Raw genomic sequence first — 17762 nt, forward strand, 5'->3', positions numbered from 1 at the left:
CCCGTGGACCTGACGATCCTCTACCGCGGCCCGCTCGCCTCCTGCGACTACGACTGCCCGTACTGCCCGTTCGCCAAGCGCCGCGACAGCCGGGATCAACTGCGCGCGGACCGGGCCGCCCTGGAGCGCTTCACCGCCTGGGCGTCGGAGCAGCGGGAGGACAGGCTGTCGGTGCTGTTCACCCCGTGGGGCGAAGGGCTGGTGCGCTCCTGGTACCGGCGCGCTCTCACCGAGCTGTCGCGGCTGCCGCACATCGGCCGCGTGGCGGTCCAGACGAATCTCAGCTGCCGCACGGACTGGCTGGCGGACGCCGATCCCGCGAAGCTCGCCCTGTGGTGTACGTACCACCCGGGCCAGACGCCCTACGACCGCTTCCTCGCGAAGACCCATGAGCTGGCGGACCGGTCGATCCGGTTCAGTGTGGGGGTCGTCGGTCTGCCGGACCATCTGGAGCACGCCCGCCGGCTGCGCGCGGACCTGCCCGAGCAGGTGTATCTCTGGATCAACGCGGCCGAGGGGCACGGCTATACGGACGAGGAGGCCGACCGCTGGACGGCTCTCGATCCGCTCTTCCCCTACAGCCGCAGCCCGCATCGCTCGGCCGGTCTGCCCTGCCGTACGGGCGAGTCGGTGATCTCGGTGGACGGCGAGGGGACGGTGCGGCGCTGCCACTTCGTCCGCGCCGAGCTGGGCAATCTCTACGACGGGTCCTACCGGCGGGCGCTCGCTCCGCGGGCGTGCCCGCTGGCGGTGTGCGACTGCCATATCGGCTATGTGCATCTGGAGACGCTGCCGTTGTACGACGTCTTCGCCGGAGGGGTGCTGGAGCGTATCCCCGCGGGGATACGGCCGGCCGGACCCACCCCGGGCGGGAAGCCTCCCCGGGTCAGTGCTTGAGGGGCAGAAGGTCAGGGCGTTTCGCCGCGACGTGGTCGCCGGACGACTCGCCGCGCAGCCGTCGCCCGATCCACGGCACCAGATACTCGCGCGCCCAGTGGATGTCGTCGCGCCGCACCTCCAGCGTTCCGCGCGGGGGCTGCGGCGGCCACGGCTGGTCCGGGTCGGCGGGCACATCGAGGCCGAGGACCTGCGCGGCGCGCAACGCCACGCGCGTGTGCCCCTCGGGTGACAGATGCAGCCGGTCGCCGTCCCAGGCACGCCTGTCCTGGACGGACTTGAGCGACCAGAGATCGAGCACCGGGCAGTCGTAGCGGTCCGCGATGGCCCGTACATGGGCGGTGTACGTGGCGATCTTGCCGCGCAGATGGCGCAGCACGGGCACGCCCCGGGTGTCGAAGCCGGTGGTCACCATGACCGTGCCGACGGCGCCGGAGAGATCGGCGACGGCCCGCTCGAAACGCTCGGCGACATCGTCGGGATCGGTGCCGGGCCGGATGATGTCATTGCCGCCGGCGCAGAACGTCACCAGATCCGGGGCGAGTTCCTTCGCGCGCGGTATCTGTTCGTCGACGATCTGGTCGAGGAGCCGGCCGCGTACGGCGAGATTGGCGTACCGGAAATCGCCGTGGGGGGTGTTGTCCGTCGGACCCGAGACCGGCAGTTGGTCGGCGAGCAGGACCGCGAACCGGTCCGCCCAGCCGACATACATCCCGTCGGGGCCCGGATCTCCCACCCCCTCGGTGAAGCTGTCGCCGATCGCCGCGTACGACCCGAGTACGCCATTTCTTCTTGATCTCGAATCGTCTGCCACAGCACCACATCATTCCCCGACAGATGTGACCTACGCGACCGTAAGGAGGGGTTGACGCCGGGTGAGATATGCCATCGGTCAAGATTCGACCAAGCGGGAATAGCAGAAAACCGCCGCTGCCCGGCACGGAAAGTGCCGGGCAGCGGAATGGGCTGACGTGATCTGACGAATCAGAGGTTGACGCCGTGCTCCCGGAGGTAGGCCACCGGGTCGACGTCCGAGCCGTACTCGGGGCCGGTGCGGATCTCGAAGTGCAGGTGCGGTCCGGTGGAATTGCCGGTGGAACCGGAAAGTCCGATCTCCTGGCCCGCGCTGACGCTGTCGCCCGCGGAGACCTCCAGGGACGACAGGTGGCCGTACTGCGAGTACATGCCGTCGCTGTGCTGGATGACGATCTGGTTGCCGTACGAGCCGCCCCAGCCGGCCGTCACGACCGTGCCGTCGCCGACCGCCTTGACGGGGGTGCCCGAGGACGCCGAGAAGTCGACACCGGTGTGGTAGCCGCTGGACCAGCTGGCGCCGGAGGCGCGGTACGGCGTGGAGGTGGGTCCGTCGACCGGCGCGGTGAAGCCGGAACCGGTGCTCGGCTCCGCGGTGTCGGGGGCGGGTGCCTGCTCGGTGGTCGAGGCGGCGGACTCGTCCGTCGAGCCGCTCGACGCGGAGTCGTCGGACGCGGAGTCGTCGGTCGAGGCGGCGGCGGAGTCGGCCGAGGAGGAGTCGGCGGACGAGGAGGCGGAGTCGGCCGAGGAGCTGGAGGGCTCCGCCGGGGTCTCGGACGGGGAACTCGCCGCGGCCCTCGCGCCGAGGGTCAGCTTGAGGCCGGGGTGGATCAGCGACGGGTTGTCGCCGACGGCCTCCCGGTTGTCCTCGTACAGCCGGTGCCAGCCGCCGCGGACATGGTGCTCGACGGCGATCTTGGAGAGATAGTCCCCGGCGACCACGGTGTAGGTCCTCGCGACCTTGGTGGCGGCGGCTCGGGCGGCTGTCTGCTTCGTCTCGGCCCGCTGCTGGGCGCCGGACAGGTTCTGGGCCGTGTGCGCCGAGGCGGGAACGGCGGCCTGCGGAGCGGTGGCGGGAGCGGCCTTCTCCGCGGCGTGCGCGCCGGTGGCGCCGATGAGCGGAAGCGCGATGGCCGCGCCACCCGTGCCGGCGGCGATGAATCCGCGCGAGATGGGGTTGTTCTTGGGACGGCGGTGCTTACCCTTCGCGGGCATGGCGAATTCCTCTCCGGCGCCTGCGAGGTGAGCTGTCGGGTTCGGACTGGAGCTGCCCGGCCGCGCGTGGTGCGCGACTTCACCCCAAGCCGTCCGAGGTTCCGGACCGGCGTACTACCTGGGTCCCCCGCTCCTGCCACGCGTTGATGGGTGGATGCGAATTCCAAGCGGCGGCAGGATTCGGCGATCCGCTCGGATTGAGGCTGAAGGTAAGCGAGTCGGACGGCCGGAACAAGATGTCGTATTCCGGCGGTCGCAGCCGTTCCGGATATCGCCCGGGTTATCCGGTCACCCTGCGTGGATTCCGGTCTTCAATTTCCTTACGGGGAAGGAATTCCTCTTCTCGATACCACCACGCAACGTCACGGATATGATCCTGCTCACTGGCCCGAACCCATCTCCCCTGCGACCGGGGCAGGTTATACGGAACCACCCATTCCGGACAGATGGGCATGTGGGCGATATTCATCGACGCCGAGTGTCCGAATAGTGCGCTTCTGCCCCCTCGGGCGCTGGGCTGATTGCCACAGGTTGCCTGAGGAACAAATGTCGTAGGGTCGGGAATCGACATCGTCGGCGAGCCGCGCCGACGGCAGACACGGAGGAGCACGCCGTGACGCAGCAGCTGCCGCAGGTCCCGTCGACAGAGCCCGAGTTGTCCGGCGTGCGCAACTTCCGCGACGTGGGCGGGCTGCCGACCACGGACGGCCGACGAGTGGCCCACGGCAGGCTCTTCCGCAGCGGGCATCTCGCCAACGCCACCCCGGCCGACGCCGCCTTCCTCTCCTCCCTCGGCCTGCACACCATCTTCGACTTCCGCAACGGCGCCGATCTGAAGCTCGACGGCGCGGACGTGGAGCTGCCCGGCGTACGCAATGTGAACCTGCCGCTCACCGATCCGGCGGACGGCGCCGAGTTCTGGCTGATGGTGCGGGACGGCGATCTCGACCAGCTGCGCTCGATCCTCTCGGACGGCAAGGCGGCCAACCGGATGATCGACTCGTACCGGACGATCATCACGGAACGCACCGCCGAGCACAGCCGCGTCCTGCACTCCCTCGCCGAGGACAGCGTCCCCGCGCTCATGCACTGCGCGGCGGGCAAGGACCGGGCGGGGCTCTCCATCGCGGTGTCCCTGCTCGCCGTCGGGGTGGAGCCCGAGGCGATCGAGGCCGACTACCTCAAGTCGAACGACCCGCACCGCCGCTACCCGATCCGGCGCAGCGACAGCTCGGCCGCCGGGATGTCCTCGGAGGTGATGGAGCTCCTCAGTCCGCTCTTCGACGCTCGCGCCGCGTACCTCGCTGCGGCCTTCGAGACCATCGAGAAGACCTGGGGCACCACCGACCGCTATCTGGCCGAGGGTCTCGGGCTCGCCCCCGAGACCCGCGAGCGGCTCCGCGCCCGCCTGCTCGACCAGAGCTGAGCGAGCGACGGCGACGGCGACAGCGCCACCCCCCGAGCCGTCACCCCTCGGGCCGCCACCCGAGCCGCTACCCCCGCGCGCCCATCTCGAAGAGCAGATAGAGGAACGCCGCGAAGAGATGGCCGGCGATCAGATAGGCGAAGAGCCGGATGACCAGCCCGCGGGGGAACTTCCCCTCCTCCTTCATGACATGACCGGGCGCGGCATTCACCGACACGGGATTCACCGGCACGGCGTTCTCCGGCACGGGATTCGCCGACACGGGGTTCTCCGGCACGGGGTTCTCTGACTCGGGCATGGTGGCAGACCTCTCTCAGCAGGTCAGCGGCGATGGGCCCCGGCGCCGAGGCACAGCTCGGCGGCGGGGCTCTGCAGCAGGGTATGGACGAAGAGCAGCTCGGTCCCCTCGGGTCCGGCCGCCGCGATCCGGTGCGGGGTGAGCGAGTCGAAGTGCGCGCTGTCCCCGGGGTCGAGCACGTGTACGGCGTCCCCGAGGGTCAGCCGCAGCCGCCCTTCGAGGACATAGAGCCACTCCTCACCCGGGTGTACGCGGACGAGGTCGCCCTGCGCCCCGTACGGGACCTGGAGCCGCAGCGGCTGCATGGCCCGGCCCGAGCCGCCCGCCTGGTAGTAGGTCCAGCCGTCGGCCTCGACCGGTTCCATCCGGTCGGCCCGGACGATGGGGTCCCGTTCCGGCGGAATCTCCCCGAGCAGCTCGGAGACAGTCGTACCGTAGATACGGGCGAGGCTCAGCAGCATCGGGAGCGACGGTTGTCTACGACCGGTTTCCAGCCGGGAGAGATGGGCCGGGGAGAGCCCGGCCCGCCGGGCGGCGGTCTCCAGGGTGAGCCGCCGGCCGCGGCGCAGGTCGCGCAGGCGGGGTGCGACATCGGGCAGCTGCCCGGACAGGTCTTCGCCGGCCTCTCCGGCGGGAGGGGTGCTCATACGTCCATTGCGCCAGGAACTTTCCTCCGAGGCAAATTTCTTACCTCGGAGGCAAATCCCTCGGAATCCCGGACCGGGCCCTAGGGCGTGTTGCGAAAGTAGCGCCGTCCGCCCGCAGGGCGGGGCCTGCGGCGTCCGGTGCGTGCGATCGCAAGGCGGAGGGTCGCCCCAGTACTGGACGTACTGGGATGATCCCGACAACGCCGCGAGCGTGCGTGCCGGGCGTCGCGGGCCAGGCGGGACTTTCGCAACACGCCCTAGCGGTTGGCCACGGCCTGCTTCACCAGGGTCCGGCCGAAGTCCCACATCAGTCCGCCACCGCCGTGGGCGTCGTCCATGACCGCCGTGAAGGCGTCCACGAAGCGCTCGACCTCCCTCTCCCCGATGGTCAGCGGCGGAATCAGCTTGATCACTTCCAGATGGTCGCCGGAGACCTGGGTGAGGATCCGGTGCTTCTGGAGCAGCGGTACGACCACCATCTGCGCGAAGAGTCCCTTGCGGGCCGCCTGGAGCATGGTCCACCGGCCGCGCAGCTTGATCGAGTGCGGCCGGCCGAACTCGATGCCGATCATCAGGCCACGGCCGCGTACCTCGTACAGCAGCTCATAGCGGTCGACGAGCGCGGCCAGCCGTGACCGGAGCAGATCCCCGGTGGCCCGCGCGTTGGCCACGACGTTCTCGTCCTCCATCACGGAGAGCACGGCCAGACCCGCGGCCATGGCCTGGGCGTTGGATCCGAAGCTCGCCGAGTGGACCAGCACCCGGTCCATCGAGGAGTAGACCTTCTTGAAGATCCAGTCCTTGCCGAGGGTCGCGCCGACGGGTACGTAGCCACCGGAGAGCGCCTTGGCCACACAGACGAGATCCGGCTCCACCCCCTCCTCGTGCTGGTACGCGTAGAAGTCACCGGTCCTGCCGAGCCCGGTCTGCACCTCGTCGACGATGAGCAACGCCTTGTGCCTGCGCAGCAGCTCCTGGGCGGCGCGCAGGAATCCGGGCGGTGTCTCGTGGACGCCCTTGCCCTGGATCGGCTCGACGACGAAGGCGGCCACATCGCCGCGCGCGAGCTCTCTCTCCAGACCGTCGAGATCGCCGAGCGCGAGAGCGGTGTCGGGCAGCAGCGGTGCGAAGCCGTCCCGGAAGCCGTCCTCGCCGTTGACCGACAGCGCGCCCGTGGTGAGCCCGTGGAAGGCGTGCGAGCAGTACAGGATCCTGGGCTTCCCGGTCGCGTACCGCGCGAACTTCAGCGCCGTCTCCACCGCTTCCGTACCGCTGTTGCCGAAGAACACCCGGTCCAGATGCGGGGAGTGGGCGAGCAGCTTCTCTGCGAGGAGTCCGGGCAGCGGCTGGCAGTCGAAGCGGGTGAGATCGGCGAGCGAGGCGTCGAGGACGTCATGCAGCGCCTTGCGTACGACGGGGTGATGCCGGCCGAGACCCATGACGCCGAAGCCGGCGAGCATGTCCAGATAGTCGTTGCCTTCCTCGTCCCAGAAGTAGGCTCCCTCGGCCCGCTCGTAGTACCGGTCGAAGCCGATGGTGTGCAGCATGCGCGGGAGCTGGTGGTTGAGGTGCTTGGTGTACAGCTCGTAGCGCTCGGCGCCGCGCTCGGCGAGCAGCCGCGACAGGTCGAAACCCGTGGGCTCGGTCATTCCGCGCTCTCCTTGCCTGCCGGGCTCGTCCTGCCTGCCGTGTTCTCCCTGCCCGCCGGGTTCCGCTCGCTCGCCGGCTTCCCCACGCGTGCCCGGCTCTCGTGACGAGCCAGGGCCGCGCCGATCCGGCCCGCGATCTCCACCGGGGTGAGACCGATGTCGGCCAGCACCTCACTCCGTTTGGCGTGGGCGAGGAACTCCTCGGGAATACCGAAGGTCCGCAGCGGTACGTCCACCCCGGCGTCACGCAGCGACTGTCCGACGGCCGAACCCACCCCGCCGCTGCGGCTGTTGTCCTCGACGACCGCGACCAGCCGGTGCCGTTCCGCCAGCGGGGCGAGCTGTTCGTCGACCGGCTTGACCCACCGCGGGTCGACCACCGTGCAGCCGATACCGCGCTCCGCGAGCAGCTCCGCCGCCTGGAGGCACACGGGCGCGAGCACCCCCACCGACACGAGCAGCACCTTCGCGTCCGCCGCGGGGCGCAGGACGTCCATCCCTCCCACGCGTCCGACGGCCGGGATCCCGGCGCCCGCCGACTCCTTGGCGAACCGGACGACCGTCGGCGCGTCGTGCACGGCCACCGCCTCGCGCAGCTGCGCCCGCAGCTGTCCCGCGTCGCGCGGCGCCGCGATCCGCAGCCCGGGTACGCACTGAAGGACCGACATGTCCCACATGCCGTTGTGCGAGGCCCCGTCGACCCCGGTGACCCCGGCCCGGTCGAGTACGAACGTGACGCCGCACCGGTGCAGGGCGACATCCATCAGCAGCTGGTCGAAGGCGCGGTTGAGGAATGTGGCGTAGACGGCGACGACCGGATGCAGCCCGCCCGTGGCGAGCCCCGCCGCGGAGACCGCCGCGTGCTGCTCGGCGATCCCCACGTCCCAGACCCGGTCCGGGAAGCGCTCGGCGAACTTCGTCAGCCCGACGGGGTGCAGCATGGCCGCGGTGATCGCCACCACATCGGGCCGCTCCTCGCCGATGGCGACGATCTCGTCGTGGAACACCGAGGTCCAGGTCGGGCCGCCCGGCGGTGCCAGCGGCTCGCAGGTCAGCGGATCCATCACGCCGACCGTGTGGAAGCGGTCCGCCTCATGCTCCAGCGCCGGCGCGTAGCCGCGCCCCTTCTCCGTCAGACAGTGCACCAGTACGGGTCCGTGGAAGCGTTTCGCGCGCCGCAGCGCCGATTCCAGGGCGGCGGTGTCATGTCCGTCGACCGGTCCGACGTACTTGAGACCGAGGTCCTCGAACATGCCCTGCGGGGCGAAGGCGTCCTTGAACCCCTTCTTCGCGCCGTGCAGCGACCCGTACAGCGGCCGGCCCACCACGGGGGTGCGCTGGAGTACCTCCTTGCCCCAGGCCAGGACGCTCTCGTAGCCGTCGGTGGTACGGAGAGTGGCGAGGTGATCGGCGAGTCCGCCTATCGTCGGACCGTAGGACCGTTCATTGTCGTTGACCACGATGATCAGGGGCCGGTCCTTGGCCGCGGCGATATTGTTCAGTGCCTCCCAGGCCATCCCGCCGGTGAGCGCCCCGTCCCCGATGACCGCGACGACATGGTCCTCGCCGCCCAGCACCTCACGGGCCTTGGCGAGTCCGTCGGCCCAGCCGAGAACGGTCGAGGCGTGCGAATTCTCGATGACATCGTGTGCGGACTCCGCGCGCGAGGGATAACCGGACAGGCCGCCCTTGCCGCGCAGTTTGGAGAAGTCCTGTCGGCCGGTGAGGAGTTTATGGACATAGCTCTGATGGCCGGTGTCCCACAGAATTCGGTCGACAGGCGAATTGAAGACCCGGTGCAGGGCGATGGTCAGCTCCACCACCCCGAGATTGGGCCCGAGATGGCCGCCGGTTCTGGCGACCGCCTGGATCAGGAACTGTCTGATGTCCTCGGCCAGTTCACCGATGTCGCTTTCACTCAGCGCCTTGAGATCGCGCGGCCCCCGGATATTCTCCAAGACTGACACGCTCGGGCCCCCTCTCGGAATGCTTCTTCAGCTCACGGTGACGGCGGGAGTCCCCGGAGGAACCCGCCGTCGGACTGCCGGGTCGTCGTCACCGCGTCCCGGCGACCGTCTCACGGACCGCCCGCAGCGACTCCTTGAGCGAGCCCATGGTGGCGAGGACGGCGGTCGGCTCATAGCCGCAGTGCGCCATGCAGTTGGCACAGCGCGCGTCCTTGCCGCGGCCGTACTTGTCCCAGTCCGTCTCCTCGATGAGCTGCCGGTACGTCGGCACATACCCGTCGCTCATCAGATAGCAGGGGCGCTGCCAGCCGAAGAGCGAGTAGTTGGGGATGGCCCACGCCGTGCAGGGGAAGTCGGCCTTGCCCTCGAGGAAGTCCAGGAACAGCGGTGAGTGGTTGAGACGCCAGCGCGCCCGGTTACCGCCCGCGAACGACTTCCTGAACAGCTCCCTGGTCTGCTCGACCCCCAGGAAGTGCTCCTGGTCGGGCGCCTTCTCGTAGGCGTAGGCGGGCGAGATCATCATCTCGTCGACCTTCAGATCGTCATTGAGGTAGTTGAGCACCTCGATGATGGTCTGCGGGGTGTCGGTGTTGAAGAAGGTGGAGTTGGTGGTCACCCGGAAACCGCGGCGCTTGGCCTCCTTGATCGCCGCCACGGCCTCGTCGAACACCCCCTCCTTCGCCACGGACTCGTCGTGCCGCTCACGCAGCCCGTCGATGTGCACCGCGAAGGCGAAATACGGCGAAGGGGTGAATTTCTCGATCTTCTTGCGCAGCAGCATCGCGTTGGTGCACAGGAAGACGTATTTCCTCTTCGCCACCAGCTGCCGGACGATCTCATCGATCTGCGGGTGCATCAGCGGCTCGCCACCGGCGATGGAGACCATGGGCGCCCCGGACTCCAGCACCGCCCCGACGGCCTGGGCAACGGGCATACGCTGCTTCAGGACGCCGGCCGGGTGCTGGATCTTGCCGCAGCCCTCACATTTCAGATTGCAGGCGAAGAGGGGTTCCAGCTCGACGATGAGCGGAAACTTCTCACGCTTGCGGAGCTTCTGTTCAAAGAGGTACGTCCCGACCCTGATGGTCTGACGGAGCGGCATGGCCATCTAGCTCACCTCCTGGGGAGCAGCAAAGAACGGTGCCATTCGTGGAAAGCCGGAAGGACGGCACGGAGAACGCGGAAGGCTGATATTCCACCGCGCACTGTGCCAATACGGACGAGCTCATGCTCTGGAGCGTCCACGACCACCCGGACGGCCGCAACCGGGCGGGACCCGGCGCTCAGAGCACTTCGGAGCGTTGCCGCGGACTCCATGTCCACCGCGACCGCCCCCGTGGCGCGCAGTTGAGCCCTCTCCTGGCCTCGGACCACATGGCCGGAGCCGGTCAGCGGGCCGGTGTGGACCATATGGCCCGGCACGGCCCTGGCCAGCGCGTCCACCAGCAGTCCTGTGCTCGTACAGGGCGTGGAACCGTCCGGGTCCCGGGTCTCGTCGGCGACGATCAGATCCCCCGGGTTCATCCCGGGGACGAGTCCGGCGCAGAACCCGGAGGCGATCACGGCCGCGTCCCTGTTCCGGGCCTCTCCGAGCGCCCGTACGACAGCGCGCTCGGCGTTCCTGGGTCCCATGCCGGTACGCAGGACACTCACCTGGCCCGCCGCGCCGGACCGGCCCGCGCGCAGGGCGAACCGCTCGATGCCGAGCGCACAGGCGATCAGCAGCGGCACGGCGGGACCGGGTGCCGGACGCGACGACGGACCGGAGGACGGAGCCGAGGCCGGACCGGAGGACCGCTCCATCAGCTTCCCTTGCGGACGCCCGCGCGGACCGCGAGCGGCTTGGGCTCGCCGTGGAGATACCGGCCGAGCGCGGTGAGCGGGAAGACCTGCCGGTAGAGGTGGTAGTTGATGGAGAAGTCCCAGGGGAAGCCGGTACCGGTGAAGTACGGCTCGTCCCAGGAGCCGTCCTCCCGCTGGGCCCCGGCGAGCCAGGCGATGCCCCGTTCGACGGCCTCGCTCTCCCGCTCGCCGGCCGCGAGGAGCGCGAGCAGCGCCCACGCGGTCTGGGAGGCGGTCGTGGCACCGCGTCCGATCCACGCCTCGTCGTTGTACGACCGCAGATCCTCGCCCCAGCCGCCGTCCTCGTTCTGCACGGACCGGAGCCAGGCGACGGCGCGGCGGATCGCGGGGTGGGAGGCGGGCAGTCCGGCCGCGGTCAGCGCGGGCACCACGGACCCTGTCCCGTATACGTAGTTGACGCCCCAGCGGCCGAACCAGGCGCCGTTGGTCTCCTGTTCGGCGAGGAGCCACTCGATGCCGCGGCGCGTGCCGGGGTGGTGGGACTTACCCTCGAAGGCGAGCATCTCGACGACATGCGCGGTGACATCGGCGGACGGCGGGTCGATGACCTCGCCGAAGTCGCAGAAGGGCAGCCGGTTGGGGAACGGGCTGGTGTTGTCGGCGTCGAAGGCGCCCCAGGCGCCGTTCCTCGACTGCATGCCCAGATTCCACCGGGCGCCGCGCTCGATGGCCGCGTCGAGCCGCTCGGCGTCCGGGTGTCTGACCCGGCGCAGCGCGAGGATGACCTCGGCGGTGTCGTCGATGTCGGGGTAGTTGTCGTTGTGGAACTCGAACGCCCAGCCGCCCGGGGCGAGTCCGGGCCGGCGTACGGACCAGTCGCCGGGGCGCACGATCTGTTCGCCGATCATCCAGTCGGCCGCCCTGACCAGGGCCGGATGCTCCGGGTTCAGCCCGGCGTCGGCGAGCGCGATGGTGGCGAGGCAGGTGTCCCAGACCGGGGACTGACAGGCTTCGATCATCCGGGCGCCGTCCGCGCGCCGGACGGCGAACCGGTCGAGCGACTCCAGGCCGGCCCGCATGATCGGGTGGTCGAGGTCGTAGCCGAGCAGATGCAGCGCGATCAGGGAGTAGACGGCGGGGGGCTGGATTCCGCCCCAGCAGCCGTCGTTCTCCTGCCGTTCGATGATCCAGCGCGCGGCGGCGTTCATCGCGGTACGGCGCAGCCTGCGCGGCGCGACCTTGTGGTAGGCGTGCAGCGCCTTGTCGAGGCGCTGGAACACTCCGTCCCAACTGGTCATGGGCGCGAAGGACTTGTCCGGGCGGGGACGCGCGGGGTCGGAGTGCAGCTCGTCCAGGGGGAACGGGGCGGGCCGTACGGGACGCTTCGCGGAGACGATCGTGAGCGGCACGATCGTCTGCCGTGCCCAGCAGCCGAAGTCATAGATGTTGAGCGGGAACCACTTGGGGAAGAAGATCAGCTCGGGCGGCAGTTCGGGCAGGTCGTCCCACTTCCACCAGCCGAAGAGGGCGAGCCACACCCGGGTGAAGACCCGGGAGCGCGCGATGCCGCCGCGTTCGCGCACCCACTGGGAGGCGCGCGCCATGTGCGGGTCTTCGGGGCTGTCTCCGGCCAGCCGCAGGGCGACATACGCCTCGATGGTGGCGGAGAGGTCGGCGGGGCCTCCGTGGAAGGTGGCCCACGTTCCGTCAGCGCGCTGCTCACCGCGGATGAAGAGGGCCGACGCCTCCGTGGTGCGCGCGTCCTGGATTCCGAGGAACTGGCGGAGCAGCAGATCCTCGGCGTCCATCGTCACATTGGTCGCCAGGTCGCCCTTCCACCAGCCCTGGGCGTCCTGCCTGCCGAGCAGATACTCGACGGATCGTGCGGTGGCCCGCTCGGCGGCGACCCGAAGGTCACCGCCCGCCGCGGGGGTGAGGGTTTCGGTCGGTTCGCTGGCCGAGGCTGCGCGGGGTCCCACGGCCCCGGTGCTCCCGTCGGTCGTCGCTGTCATGGCTTCCCCTTCGTGCAGTGGTGTGCTTCTGCTGTGCTGGGGTCTCCGTCGTCCGGCGCCCTACGGGCTGTGGACGGCGACTGTTGGGGGTATGGAGGTCAGCCCCCGGAAGGAAGGCATATGGGAATAGTGATCATCTCTTTCGTACGACGACGAAATCCGCGAGCGCGATGAGTCGCGCCCTGACCTGTTCCGGCATATCGACTCCGTCCAGGGCCTCGATGGCTACGGCGTGCTGCCTGCGGGCCTCCTGGGAGGTCCACTCCCGGCCACCCGCCTCCTCGATCAACGCCGCCCTGGTGGCGAACTCTTCCTCCGAGAAGGTCTCGAAATCGTTGCTTTTGGCGTCGGCGGCGAGCAGTTCGCCGAGTCGTTCGGACGCCGGTCCGCCCGCGGCGAGCGCGGCGACGACCGGCAGGGACTTCTTGCGCTGACGCAGGTCGCTCCAGGTCTGCTTGCCGGTGGACTCCGGGTCGCCCCAGATGCCGAGCAGATCGTCGATGGCCTGGAAGGCCAGGCCGAGATGGTGCCCGTACGCCTCCAGCGTGTCGGCCGTACGGTCGTCGGCGCCGCCGAGGACCGCGCCGATGGAGACGGCGCAGGCGAGCAGGGCGCCGGTCTTGTTGCCCTCCATCTCCAGGCACTCCTCGACGGTGACCCGCTCGCGGTGCTCGTAGGAGATGTCCTGCGCCTGACCGTCGATCAGTTTGCGCGTCGCGGTGGTCAGGCGGCGTGTCGCGCGGCCCGCCTCGACCGTGCCGATCTCCAGCAGCACCTCGTTGGCGAGCGCGAAGAGAGCGTCGCCGACGAGGATCGCCTGGGCGGGACCGTGCATCTTCCAGACGGTGTCGCGGTGGCGGCGCTGCTCGTCGCCGTCCATCAGATCGTCGTGCAGCAGCGAGAAGTTGTGGACCAGCTCCACCGCGACCGCGCCGGGGACGCCCATCTCGGCGGGGGCGCCGGCGGCCTCCGCGGAGAGCAGCGCGAGCGCCGGACGCACCGCCTTGCCGCCGTCTCCCGCGGCGGGCCGCCCCTCGGCGTCGATCCAGCCGAAGTGGTAGGCCGCGACGGTGTCCATGGGCGCGGCGAGCCGCTCAACGGCGGCGCGCAGCACGGGCGTTGACAGGCTCCGCCCACGCTCCAGCAGCGCGTGGACGTCCGCGGTGTCGACAGCCGGATTCGCCGGGGGCACAGTCGGCACGGTCTCTCCTCTTGTTCCAGTACTCGTTGGTGCGGTACTCGGGCTCATGCCGCCTCCCGCAAGGGGTGTTCATGGCGGTGCCCCAGTTCGGAGAGGGCCGCGCCCGCGGCGCTGAAGCCGCTGCGCACCGCCCCCTCCATGGTCGCGGGCCAACCGGTGGCGGTCCATGCGCCGGCCAGGAAGAGACGGGGGGCGCGGGTGTGGGCCGTCGGCCGCAGCCTTCCCACACCCGGCGCGGGCGCGAAGGTCGCGGTGCGCTCGCGTGTCACGAAGAAGTCCCGCACCTCGGCACCCCGAGCGGCCGGGAGGAGTCGTTCCAGTTCGGGCAGATAGCGTGCGCGCAACTCCGACACGGGCGTGTCGATCTCGTCCTGGGCGGCTGACTGCGACACGGCCAGATACTGGCCGTCCGTCAGTCCGGAGGCGTCGGTTCGGTCGAAGACCCACTGGACCGGGCTGCCGAGCGCGGCGAAGAATGGCCGGCGCAGCACCTTGCGACTATACACGACATGGAGGTTGAGGATCGGCGCGGTGCCGATATCGAGCAGCCGGTCGGGGTCCGCGAGCGCGCCCCCGGGCAGCAGCGCGTGGGCCTCGCGCTGGGGCACGGCGAGGACGACGGCGTCCGCGTCGAGCCGCTCCCCGTCCATGTCGACATGCCAACCGCCGTTCTCCGCACGGGAGACGGAGCTGACACGGGTACGGGTCTCGGTCCGTACCCCCGCGGAGTCGAGTGCCTTGCGGGCCAGTGTGTCGTGCAGTTCACCGAGCGGGACCCGCGCCCAGCCGATGTCGGCGGCGCCGGGCTCGGAGAGCAGTCCGGTCTTGAAGACCATCGCGGCGAGCCCCATGGACGCGTGCGGCGCGGTGGCGTTGAGGGTCGCCACGCCCACCAGGTCCCAGAGGGCCTCGATGGTGCGCTTCGACTGGCCGTGCCGGCCGAGCCAGGTGGCGAAGTCGATGCCGTCCAGCGCCGGATCGGCGGGATCCAGCCGCTTCAGCGCGAGCGCGGCACGCCCGACGGAGGCGCGCTCGGCGAGCGAGAGATGCGGATACGTGGCGAGCCCGGCGGCCAGGTGCAGCGGTACGGGCAGCCCGTTGCGGCGGATCCGTCCCAGCCTGGGCCCGCCTGCCGGGGCGACGTCGAGTACGGGTACGTCCAGCCGGTCCTGGAGCGGCGCGAGCGCGGCGCCGTCCACCCGGTCCAGGAACCAGCGGTACGCCCTGCAGCAGCGCAGATACACATGCTGGCCGTTGTCGACCGTGAGGTCACCGCGCTGGAAGGAGAACGCGAGCCCGCCGAGCCGGGGCCGCCCCTCGACGAGCGTCACCCGCACACCGGCGTCGGCGAGCTGAAGGGCGGCCGTGATGCCGGCGAGTCCCGCGCCGACCACGACCGCGTGGCGGGACGTGCCCTCGGCCGTCGTCATTCATGCCCTCCTGGGGTCTGTCCGTGACGTTTCGCCAGAACCGCCGGTTCTGTCACGGTCAGGGACGTGTCACATCGACTCGAGGTTGCGAACCGCTGGTGCGCGTATGTGTTCCGGTGGATTCCGCGGAGCATGGAGATCGGGCCGAATCGGGCGGAAAGCCGCATCAGCCACGCCTCCTGATGGTCTGCCGGGAGATCTGGCGCGCGTCGAGCCCCGAGAGCCCGCGCACGGCGACATACGCCTTCTCATGTCCCGGCAGCGAGACCCGGCCGCGCAGCACGGCCTCGGGGTCGCGTTCGATGCGGTCGAGCAGCCTGCGGTAGATACCGGCCATGGCGGCGACGCAGGCTCCGCTGCGCCGGTCGAGCATGGGCAGCAGGCGCAGCCCCTCGGCGAAGAGCGCGCGGGCGCGGCGCACCTCGAAGTGCACCAGTCCCGCGAAGTCGGCCCCCGCGGCCGGGGCCGCGCTGTGGAAGCCCGCGGAGCAGCCGAACTTGGCGAGGTCGTCGGAGGGCAGGTACGTACGGCCGTTGCCCGCGTCCTCCCGCACGTCGCGCAGGATGTTGGTCAGCTGGAGGGCGAGTCCCAGTGTGTCGGCGTACTCCGCGGCGCGCTCGGCGCCGGGCGCGCCGGGGGTGGTGCCGAACACGCCGAGCGACACCCGCCCGATGGCGCCCGCGACACACCGGCAGTAGGCCTTCAGGTCGTCCCAGGTCTCGTACGTGTCGCCGCGTACGTCCATCAGCACGCCGTCGATCAGCTCGTCGAGGCCGCCGAGCGGGATCGGGAAGCGGCGCGCCGCGTCGGTGAGGGCGACGGCGACGGGGTCGGTGTCGTCCTCGTCCACCGCGCCCTTCCTGACCCGGTCCAGGAGGGCACGGGTGTCGTCGAGGCGTGCCAGCTTGGCTTCCGGGGCGAGTGTGCCGTCGCCGATGTCGTCCACCCGCCGGGAGAGGGCGTACAGCGCGGACATGGCCTGCCGCTTCTCGGCAGGCAGCAGCCTGATGCCATAGGCGAAATTACGGGCCTGCTGCCCGGTGACGGCCTCGCAGTAGCTGTAGGCCGCCAGTACCGGCGCGGACATGGGCGTCTGTCCCTCCATGTTCCGGCTCACCCCTTTCTGTGCGCACTTCGCAGGACAGCTCCCACTTCGCGCAGCAGACGCGGCTTGGTGGGTTTGGGCGGTCCGGGGAGCACATCGTGCCCGGCGGCCGCGATCGAAGCGAGGGCGGCACGCCCTCCGGCGACGAATCCGGCGAGCAGCAGCCGGAGCCGGCCGTGGACGCTGCCCACCAGGGGGGCGCCCTCGTTCAGCAGCTGCCCGGCACGTTCGGCCTCGAAGGCCACCAGCGCGCGCACCGACGCGTTCGCGGTGCCCGCGGCCAGATCCGCCTCCGTGACATGAAACCTCTTCATGTCCTGGGCGGGCAGATAGACACGGTCGTTGCCGAGGTCCTCGGTGACGTCCTGGAGATGTTCGACGATCTGCAGCGCCGTGCAGACGGCGTCGGAGCGGCGGACACGCTCGGGGCTCGCGGTGCCGGTGATCTGGAGGACGAGACGGCCGACCGGGTTGGCGGACAGCTCGCAGTAGGCGAGCAGGTCGTCGTAGGTCTCGTAGCGGCGTACCAACTGGTCCTGGCGGTTGGCCGCGATGAGTCCGAGGAACGGTTCGGGGGTGAGTGAACGGCGCCGTACGGTCGGGGCGAGGGCGTGCAGCAGCGGATGCGCCGGGGCCGGGCCCTGCGGGTCGAAGACGCGCCGCAGATCGGCCTCGAAGGCGTCGAGCATGACCAGCCGGTCATCGGCCTGGGCGGCGGCGACGCCCAGGTGACGGGCGTCGCCGCCGCCGGGGGCGAGATCGCCGTCACCGATGTCGTCGACGAGCCGGGCGAAGCCGTACACGGCCATCAGATCGTCCCGCCACGCGCGCGGCAGAAAGAACGGGGCCACGGGAAAGTTCTCGTCCGCGGCCTTGTCCAGGGTGGTGCGCGAGGAGGCGTCGGAGCGTACCTCTGGGGGGCCCGTCATCGCGTGCTGCCCAGTACGGGGACGGCGGAATCCTCGCGGAGCTGGAGATTTTCCGTCATTGCCGTCACATCTTCCGTTCTACACTGCCGACCTAATACATCCCATTTCGGACACGCCGCCCACTCCACCGAGTACAGAAGGGTGCCAGGCCGGGCCGGGCGCTCCGCGGGAATGACCGCCATTTGCCGCGCATCAGCCCAGCACAGCTTACGTTCTACAGCTAAGAGGAACACGCCGGGGTGTGGCGCGCATACAAGAACGCCGCAATACACGCCAACCATCCCCCAGCCAAACGGACTTGACCGGTCCTTGACGTTTGACCCACCAGAAGGCCCCCGCCGGGACGATCCGGCGGGGGCCCGTTCGATCA

Annotated in this window: 15 protein-coding genes and 1 riboswitch; of the genes, 2 read left to right on the forward strand and 13 right to left on the reverse strand. The window is 70.1% G+C overall.

All coding sequences use genetic code 11. From position 1 onward, the window contains the following. Positions 1 to 3: 3 nt before the first annotated feature. Positions 4 to 897, forward strand: a complete 894-nt coding sequence (locus ACIOGX_RS04450) for an STM4011 family radical SAM protein (RefSeq protein WP_401910210.1) — start codon at positions 4 to 6, stop codon at positions 895 to 897. On the opposite strand, the gene ACIOGX_RS04455 is transcribed toward ACIOGX_RS04450, so the two are convergent. Both ACIOGX_RS04455 and ACIOGX_RS04460 read right to left on the reverse strand, forming a co-directional pair. Next, positions 887 to 1711 (reverse strand): SGNH/GDSL hydrolase family protein, encoded by an 825-nt coding sequence (locus tag ACIOGX_RS04455; protein ID WP_356510797.1) that lies wholly within the window; start codon positions 1709 to 1711, stop codon positions 887 to 889. The two genes, ACIOGX_RS04450 and ACIOGX_RS04455, sit on opposite strands and share 11 nt — an antisense overlap. Before the next feature lie 170 nt (positions 1712 to 1881). After that, complete coding sequence (locus ACIOGX_RS04460) at positions 1882 to 2925, reverse strand: peptidoglycan DD-metalloendopeptidase family protein (RefSeq protein WP_401910213.1); 1044 nt, start codon at positions 2923 to 2925, stop codon at positions 1882 to 1884. A gap of 4 nt (positions 2926 to 2929) precedes the next feature. After that, a riboswitch (cyclic di-AMP (ydaO/yuaA leader) is annotated at positions 2930 to 3121 on the reverse strand. A 417-nt stretch (positions 3122 to 3538) separates the two neighbouring features. Between ACIOGX_RS04460 and ACIOGX_RS04465 the strand changes: the two genes are divergently transcribed. After that, the gene (locus ACIOGX_RS04465; protein ID WP_383971578.1) at positions 3539 to 4351 is read left to right on the forward strand and encodes a tyrosine-protein phosphatase; all 813 of its coding nucleotides are present in this window, start codon (positions 3539 to 3541) and stop codon (positions 4349 to 4351) included. Between the two features lie 67 nt (positions 4352 to 4418). Here ACIOGX_RS04465 and ACIOGX_RS04470 read toward each other — a convergent pair whose 3' ends face one another. The 11 genes from ACIOGX_RS04470 to hpnC all read right to left on the reverse strand — a co-directional run bounded on the left by ACIOGX_RS04470 (position 4419) and on the right by hpnC (position 17392). Next, entirely contained in the window at positions 4419 to 4538 is a 120-nt protein-coding gene (locus ACIOGX_RS04470; RefSeq protein ID WP_037729095.1) for a DUF6126 family protein, read from the reverse strand. A gap of 134 nt (positions 4539 to 4672) precedes the next feature. After that, on the reverse strand, positions 4673 to 5296 hold the full coding sequence (locus ACIOGX_RS04475) for an XRE family transcriptional regulator (protein WP_356510803.1): 624 nt from the start codon (positions 5294 to 5296) through the stop codon (positions 4673 to 4675). 257 nt (positions 5297 to 5553) lie between these two features. Beyond that, complete coding sequence (locus tag ACIOGX_RS04480) at positions 5554 to 6945, reverse strand: aspartate aminotransferase family protein (RefSeq protein WP_383971584.1); 1392 nt, start codon at positions 6943 to 6945, stop codon at positions 5554 to 5556. Beyond that, the gene (gene dxs, locus ACIOGX_RS04485) at positions 6942 to 8912 is read right to left on the reverse strand and encodes a 1-deoxy-D-xylulose-5-phosphate synthase (RefSeq protein WP_401910217.1); all 1971 of its coding nucleotides are present in this window, start codon (positions 8910 to 8912) and stop codon (positions 6942 to 6944) included. The genes ACIOGX_RS04480 and dxs overlap by 4 nt, the downstream gene beginning before the upstream one ends. Before the next feature lie 88 nt (positions 8913 to 9000). Next, positions 9001 to 10020, reverse strand: a complete 1020-nt coding sequence (hpnH, locus tag ACIOGX_RS04490) for an adenosyl-hopene transferase HpnH (RefSeq protein ID WP_129772349.1) — start codon at positions 10018 to 10020, stop codon at positions 9001 to 9003. A gap of 5 nt (positions 10021 to 10025) precedes the next feature. Next, entirely contained in the window at positions 10026 to 10715 is a 690-nt protein-coding gene (locus tag ACIOGX_RS04495) for a 1-hydroxy-2-methyl-2-butenyl 4-diphosphate reductase (RefSeq protein WP_356510811.1), read from the reverse strand. Next, positions 10715 to 12727 (reverse strand): squalene--hopene cyclase, encoded by a 2013-nt coding sequence (gene shc / locus ACIOGX_RS04500; RefSeq protein WP_401910222.1) that lies wholly within the window; start codon positions 12725 to 12727, stop codon positions 10715 to 10717. The genes ACIOGX_RS04495 and shc overlap by 1 nt, the downstream gene beginning before the upstream one ends. Positions 12728 to 12860: 133 nt before the next feature. Then, entirely contained in the window at positions 12861 to 13919 is a 1059-nt protein-coding gene (locus tag ACIOGX_RS04505) for a polyprenyl synthetase family protein (protein ID WP_356511124.1), read from the reverse strand. Positions 13920 to 13972: 53 nt separating this feature from the next. Beyond that, the gene (hpnE, locus tag ACIOGX_RS04510) at positions 13973 to 15358 is read right to left on the reverse strand and encodes a hydroxysqualene dehydroxylase HpnE (protein ID WP_401910225.1); all 1386 of its coding nucleotides are present in this window, start codon (positions 15356 to 15358) and stop codon (positions 13973 to 13975) included. A 166-nt stretch (positions 15359 to 15524) separates the two neighbouring features. Next, positions 15525 to 16463, reverse strand: a complete 939-nt coding sequence (hpnD, locus tag ACIOGX_RS04515) for a presqualene diphosphate synthase HpnD (protein ID WP_356510817.1) — start codon at positions 16461 to 16463, stop codon at positions 15525 to 15527. An 8-nt stretch (positions 16464 to 16471) separates the two neighbouring features. Further along, positions 16472 to 17392 carry a squalene synthase HpnC gene (gene hpnC / locus ACIOGX_RS04520; RefSeq protein ID WP_401910227.1) on the reverse strand — a complete coding sequence of 307 codons (921 nt, stop codon included), beginning with the start codon at positions 17390 to 17392 and terminating at the stop codon, positions 16472 to 16474. Positions 17393 to 17762: the final 370 nt, after the last annotated feature.

This window comes from Streptomyces sp. NPDC088147 (genome assembly GCF_044741565.1).
Lineage (GTDB): Bacteria > Actinomycetota > Actinomycetes > Streptomycetales > Streptomycetaceae > Streptomyces.

Excerpts from the sequence above, each read along its gene's own strand:
- ACIOGX_RS04495 (WP_356510811.1), bottom strand. The coding sequence starts at position 10,715 with ATGGAGCGGTCCTCCGGTCCGGCCTCGGCTCCGTCCTCCGGTCCGTCG.
- ACIOGX_RS04460 (WP_401910213.1), bottom strand. The coding sequence starts at position 2,925 with ATGCCCGCGAAGGGTAAGCACCGCCGTCCCAAGAACAACCCCATCTCG.
- ACIOGX_RS04475 (WP_356510803.1), bottom strand. The coding sequence starts at position 5,296 with ATGAGCACCCCTCCCGCCGGAGAGGCCGGCGAAGACCTGTCCGGGCAG.
- shc (WP_401910222.1), bottom strand. The coding sequence starts at position 12,727 with ATGACAGCGACGACCGACGGGAGCACCGGGGCCGTGGGACCCCGCGCA.
- hpnC (WP_401910227.1), bottom strand. The coding sequence starts at position 17,392 with ATGACGGGCCCCCCAGAGGTACGCTCCGACGCCTCCTCGCGCACCACC.
- hpnH (WP_129772349.1), bottom strand. The coding sequence starts at position 10,020 with ATGGCCATGCCGCTCCGTCAGACCATCAGGGTCGGGACGTACCTCTTT.
- hpnE (WP_401910225.1), bottom strand. The coding sequence starts at position 15,358 with ATGACGACGGCCGAGGGCACGTCCCGCCACGCGGTCGTGGTCGGCGCG.
- hpnD (WP_356510817.1), bottom strand. The coding sequence starts at position 16,463 with ATGGAGGGACAGACGCCCATGTCCGCGCCGGTACTGGCGGCCTACAGC.
- ACIOGX_RS04470 (WP_037729095.1), bottom strand. The coding sequence starts at position 4,538 with ATGAAGGAGGAGGGGAAGTTCCCCCGCGGGCTGGTCATCCGGCTCTTC.
- ACIOGX_RS04480 (WP_383971584.1), bottom strand. The coding sequence starts at position 6,945 with ATGACCGAGCCCACGGGTTTCGACCTGTCGCGGCTGCTCGCCGAGCGC.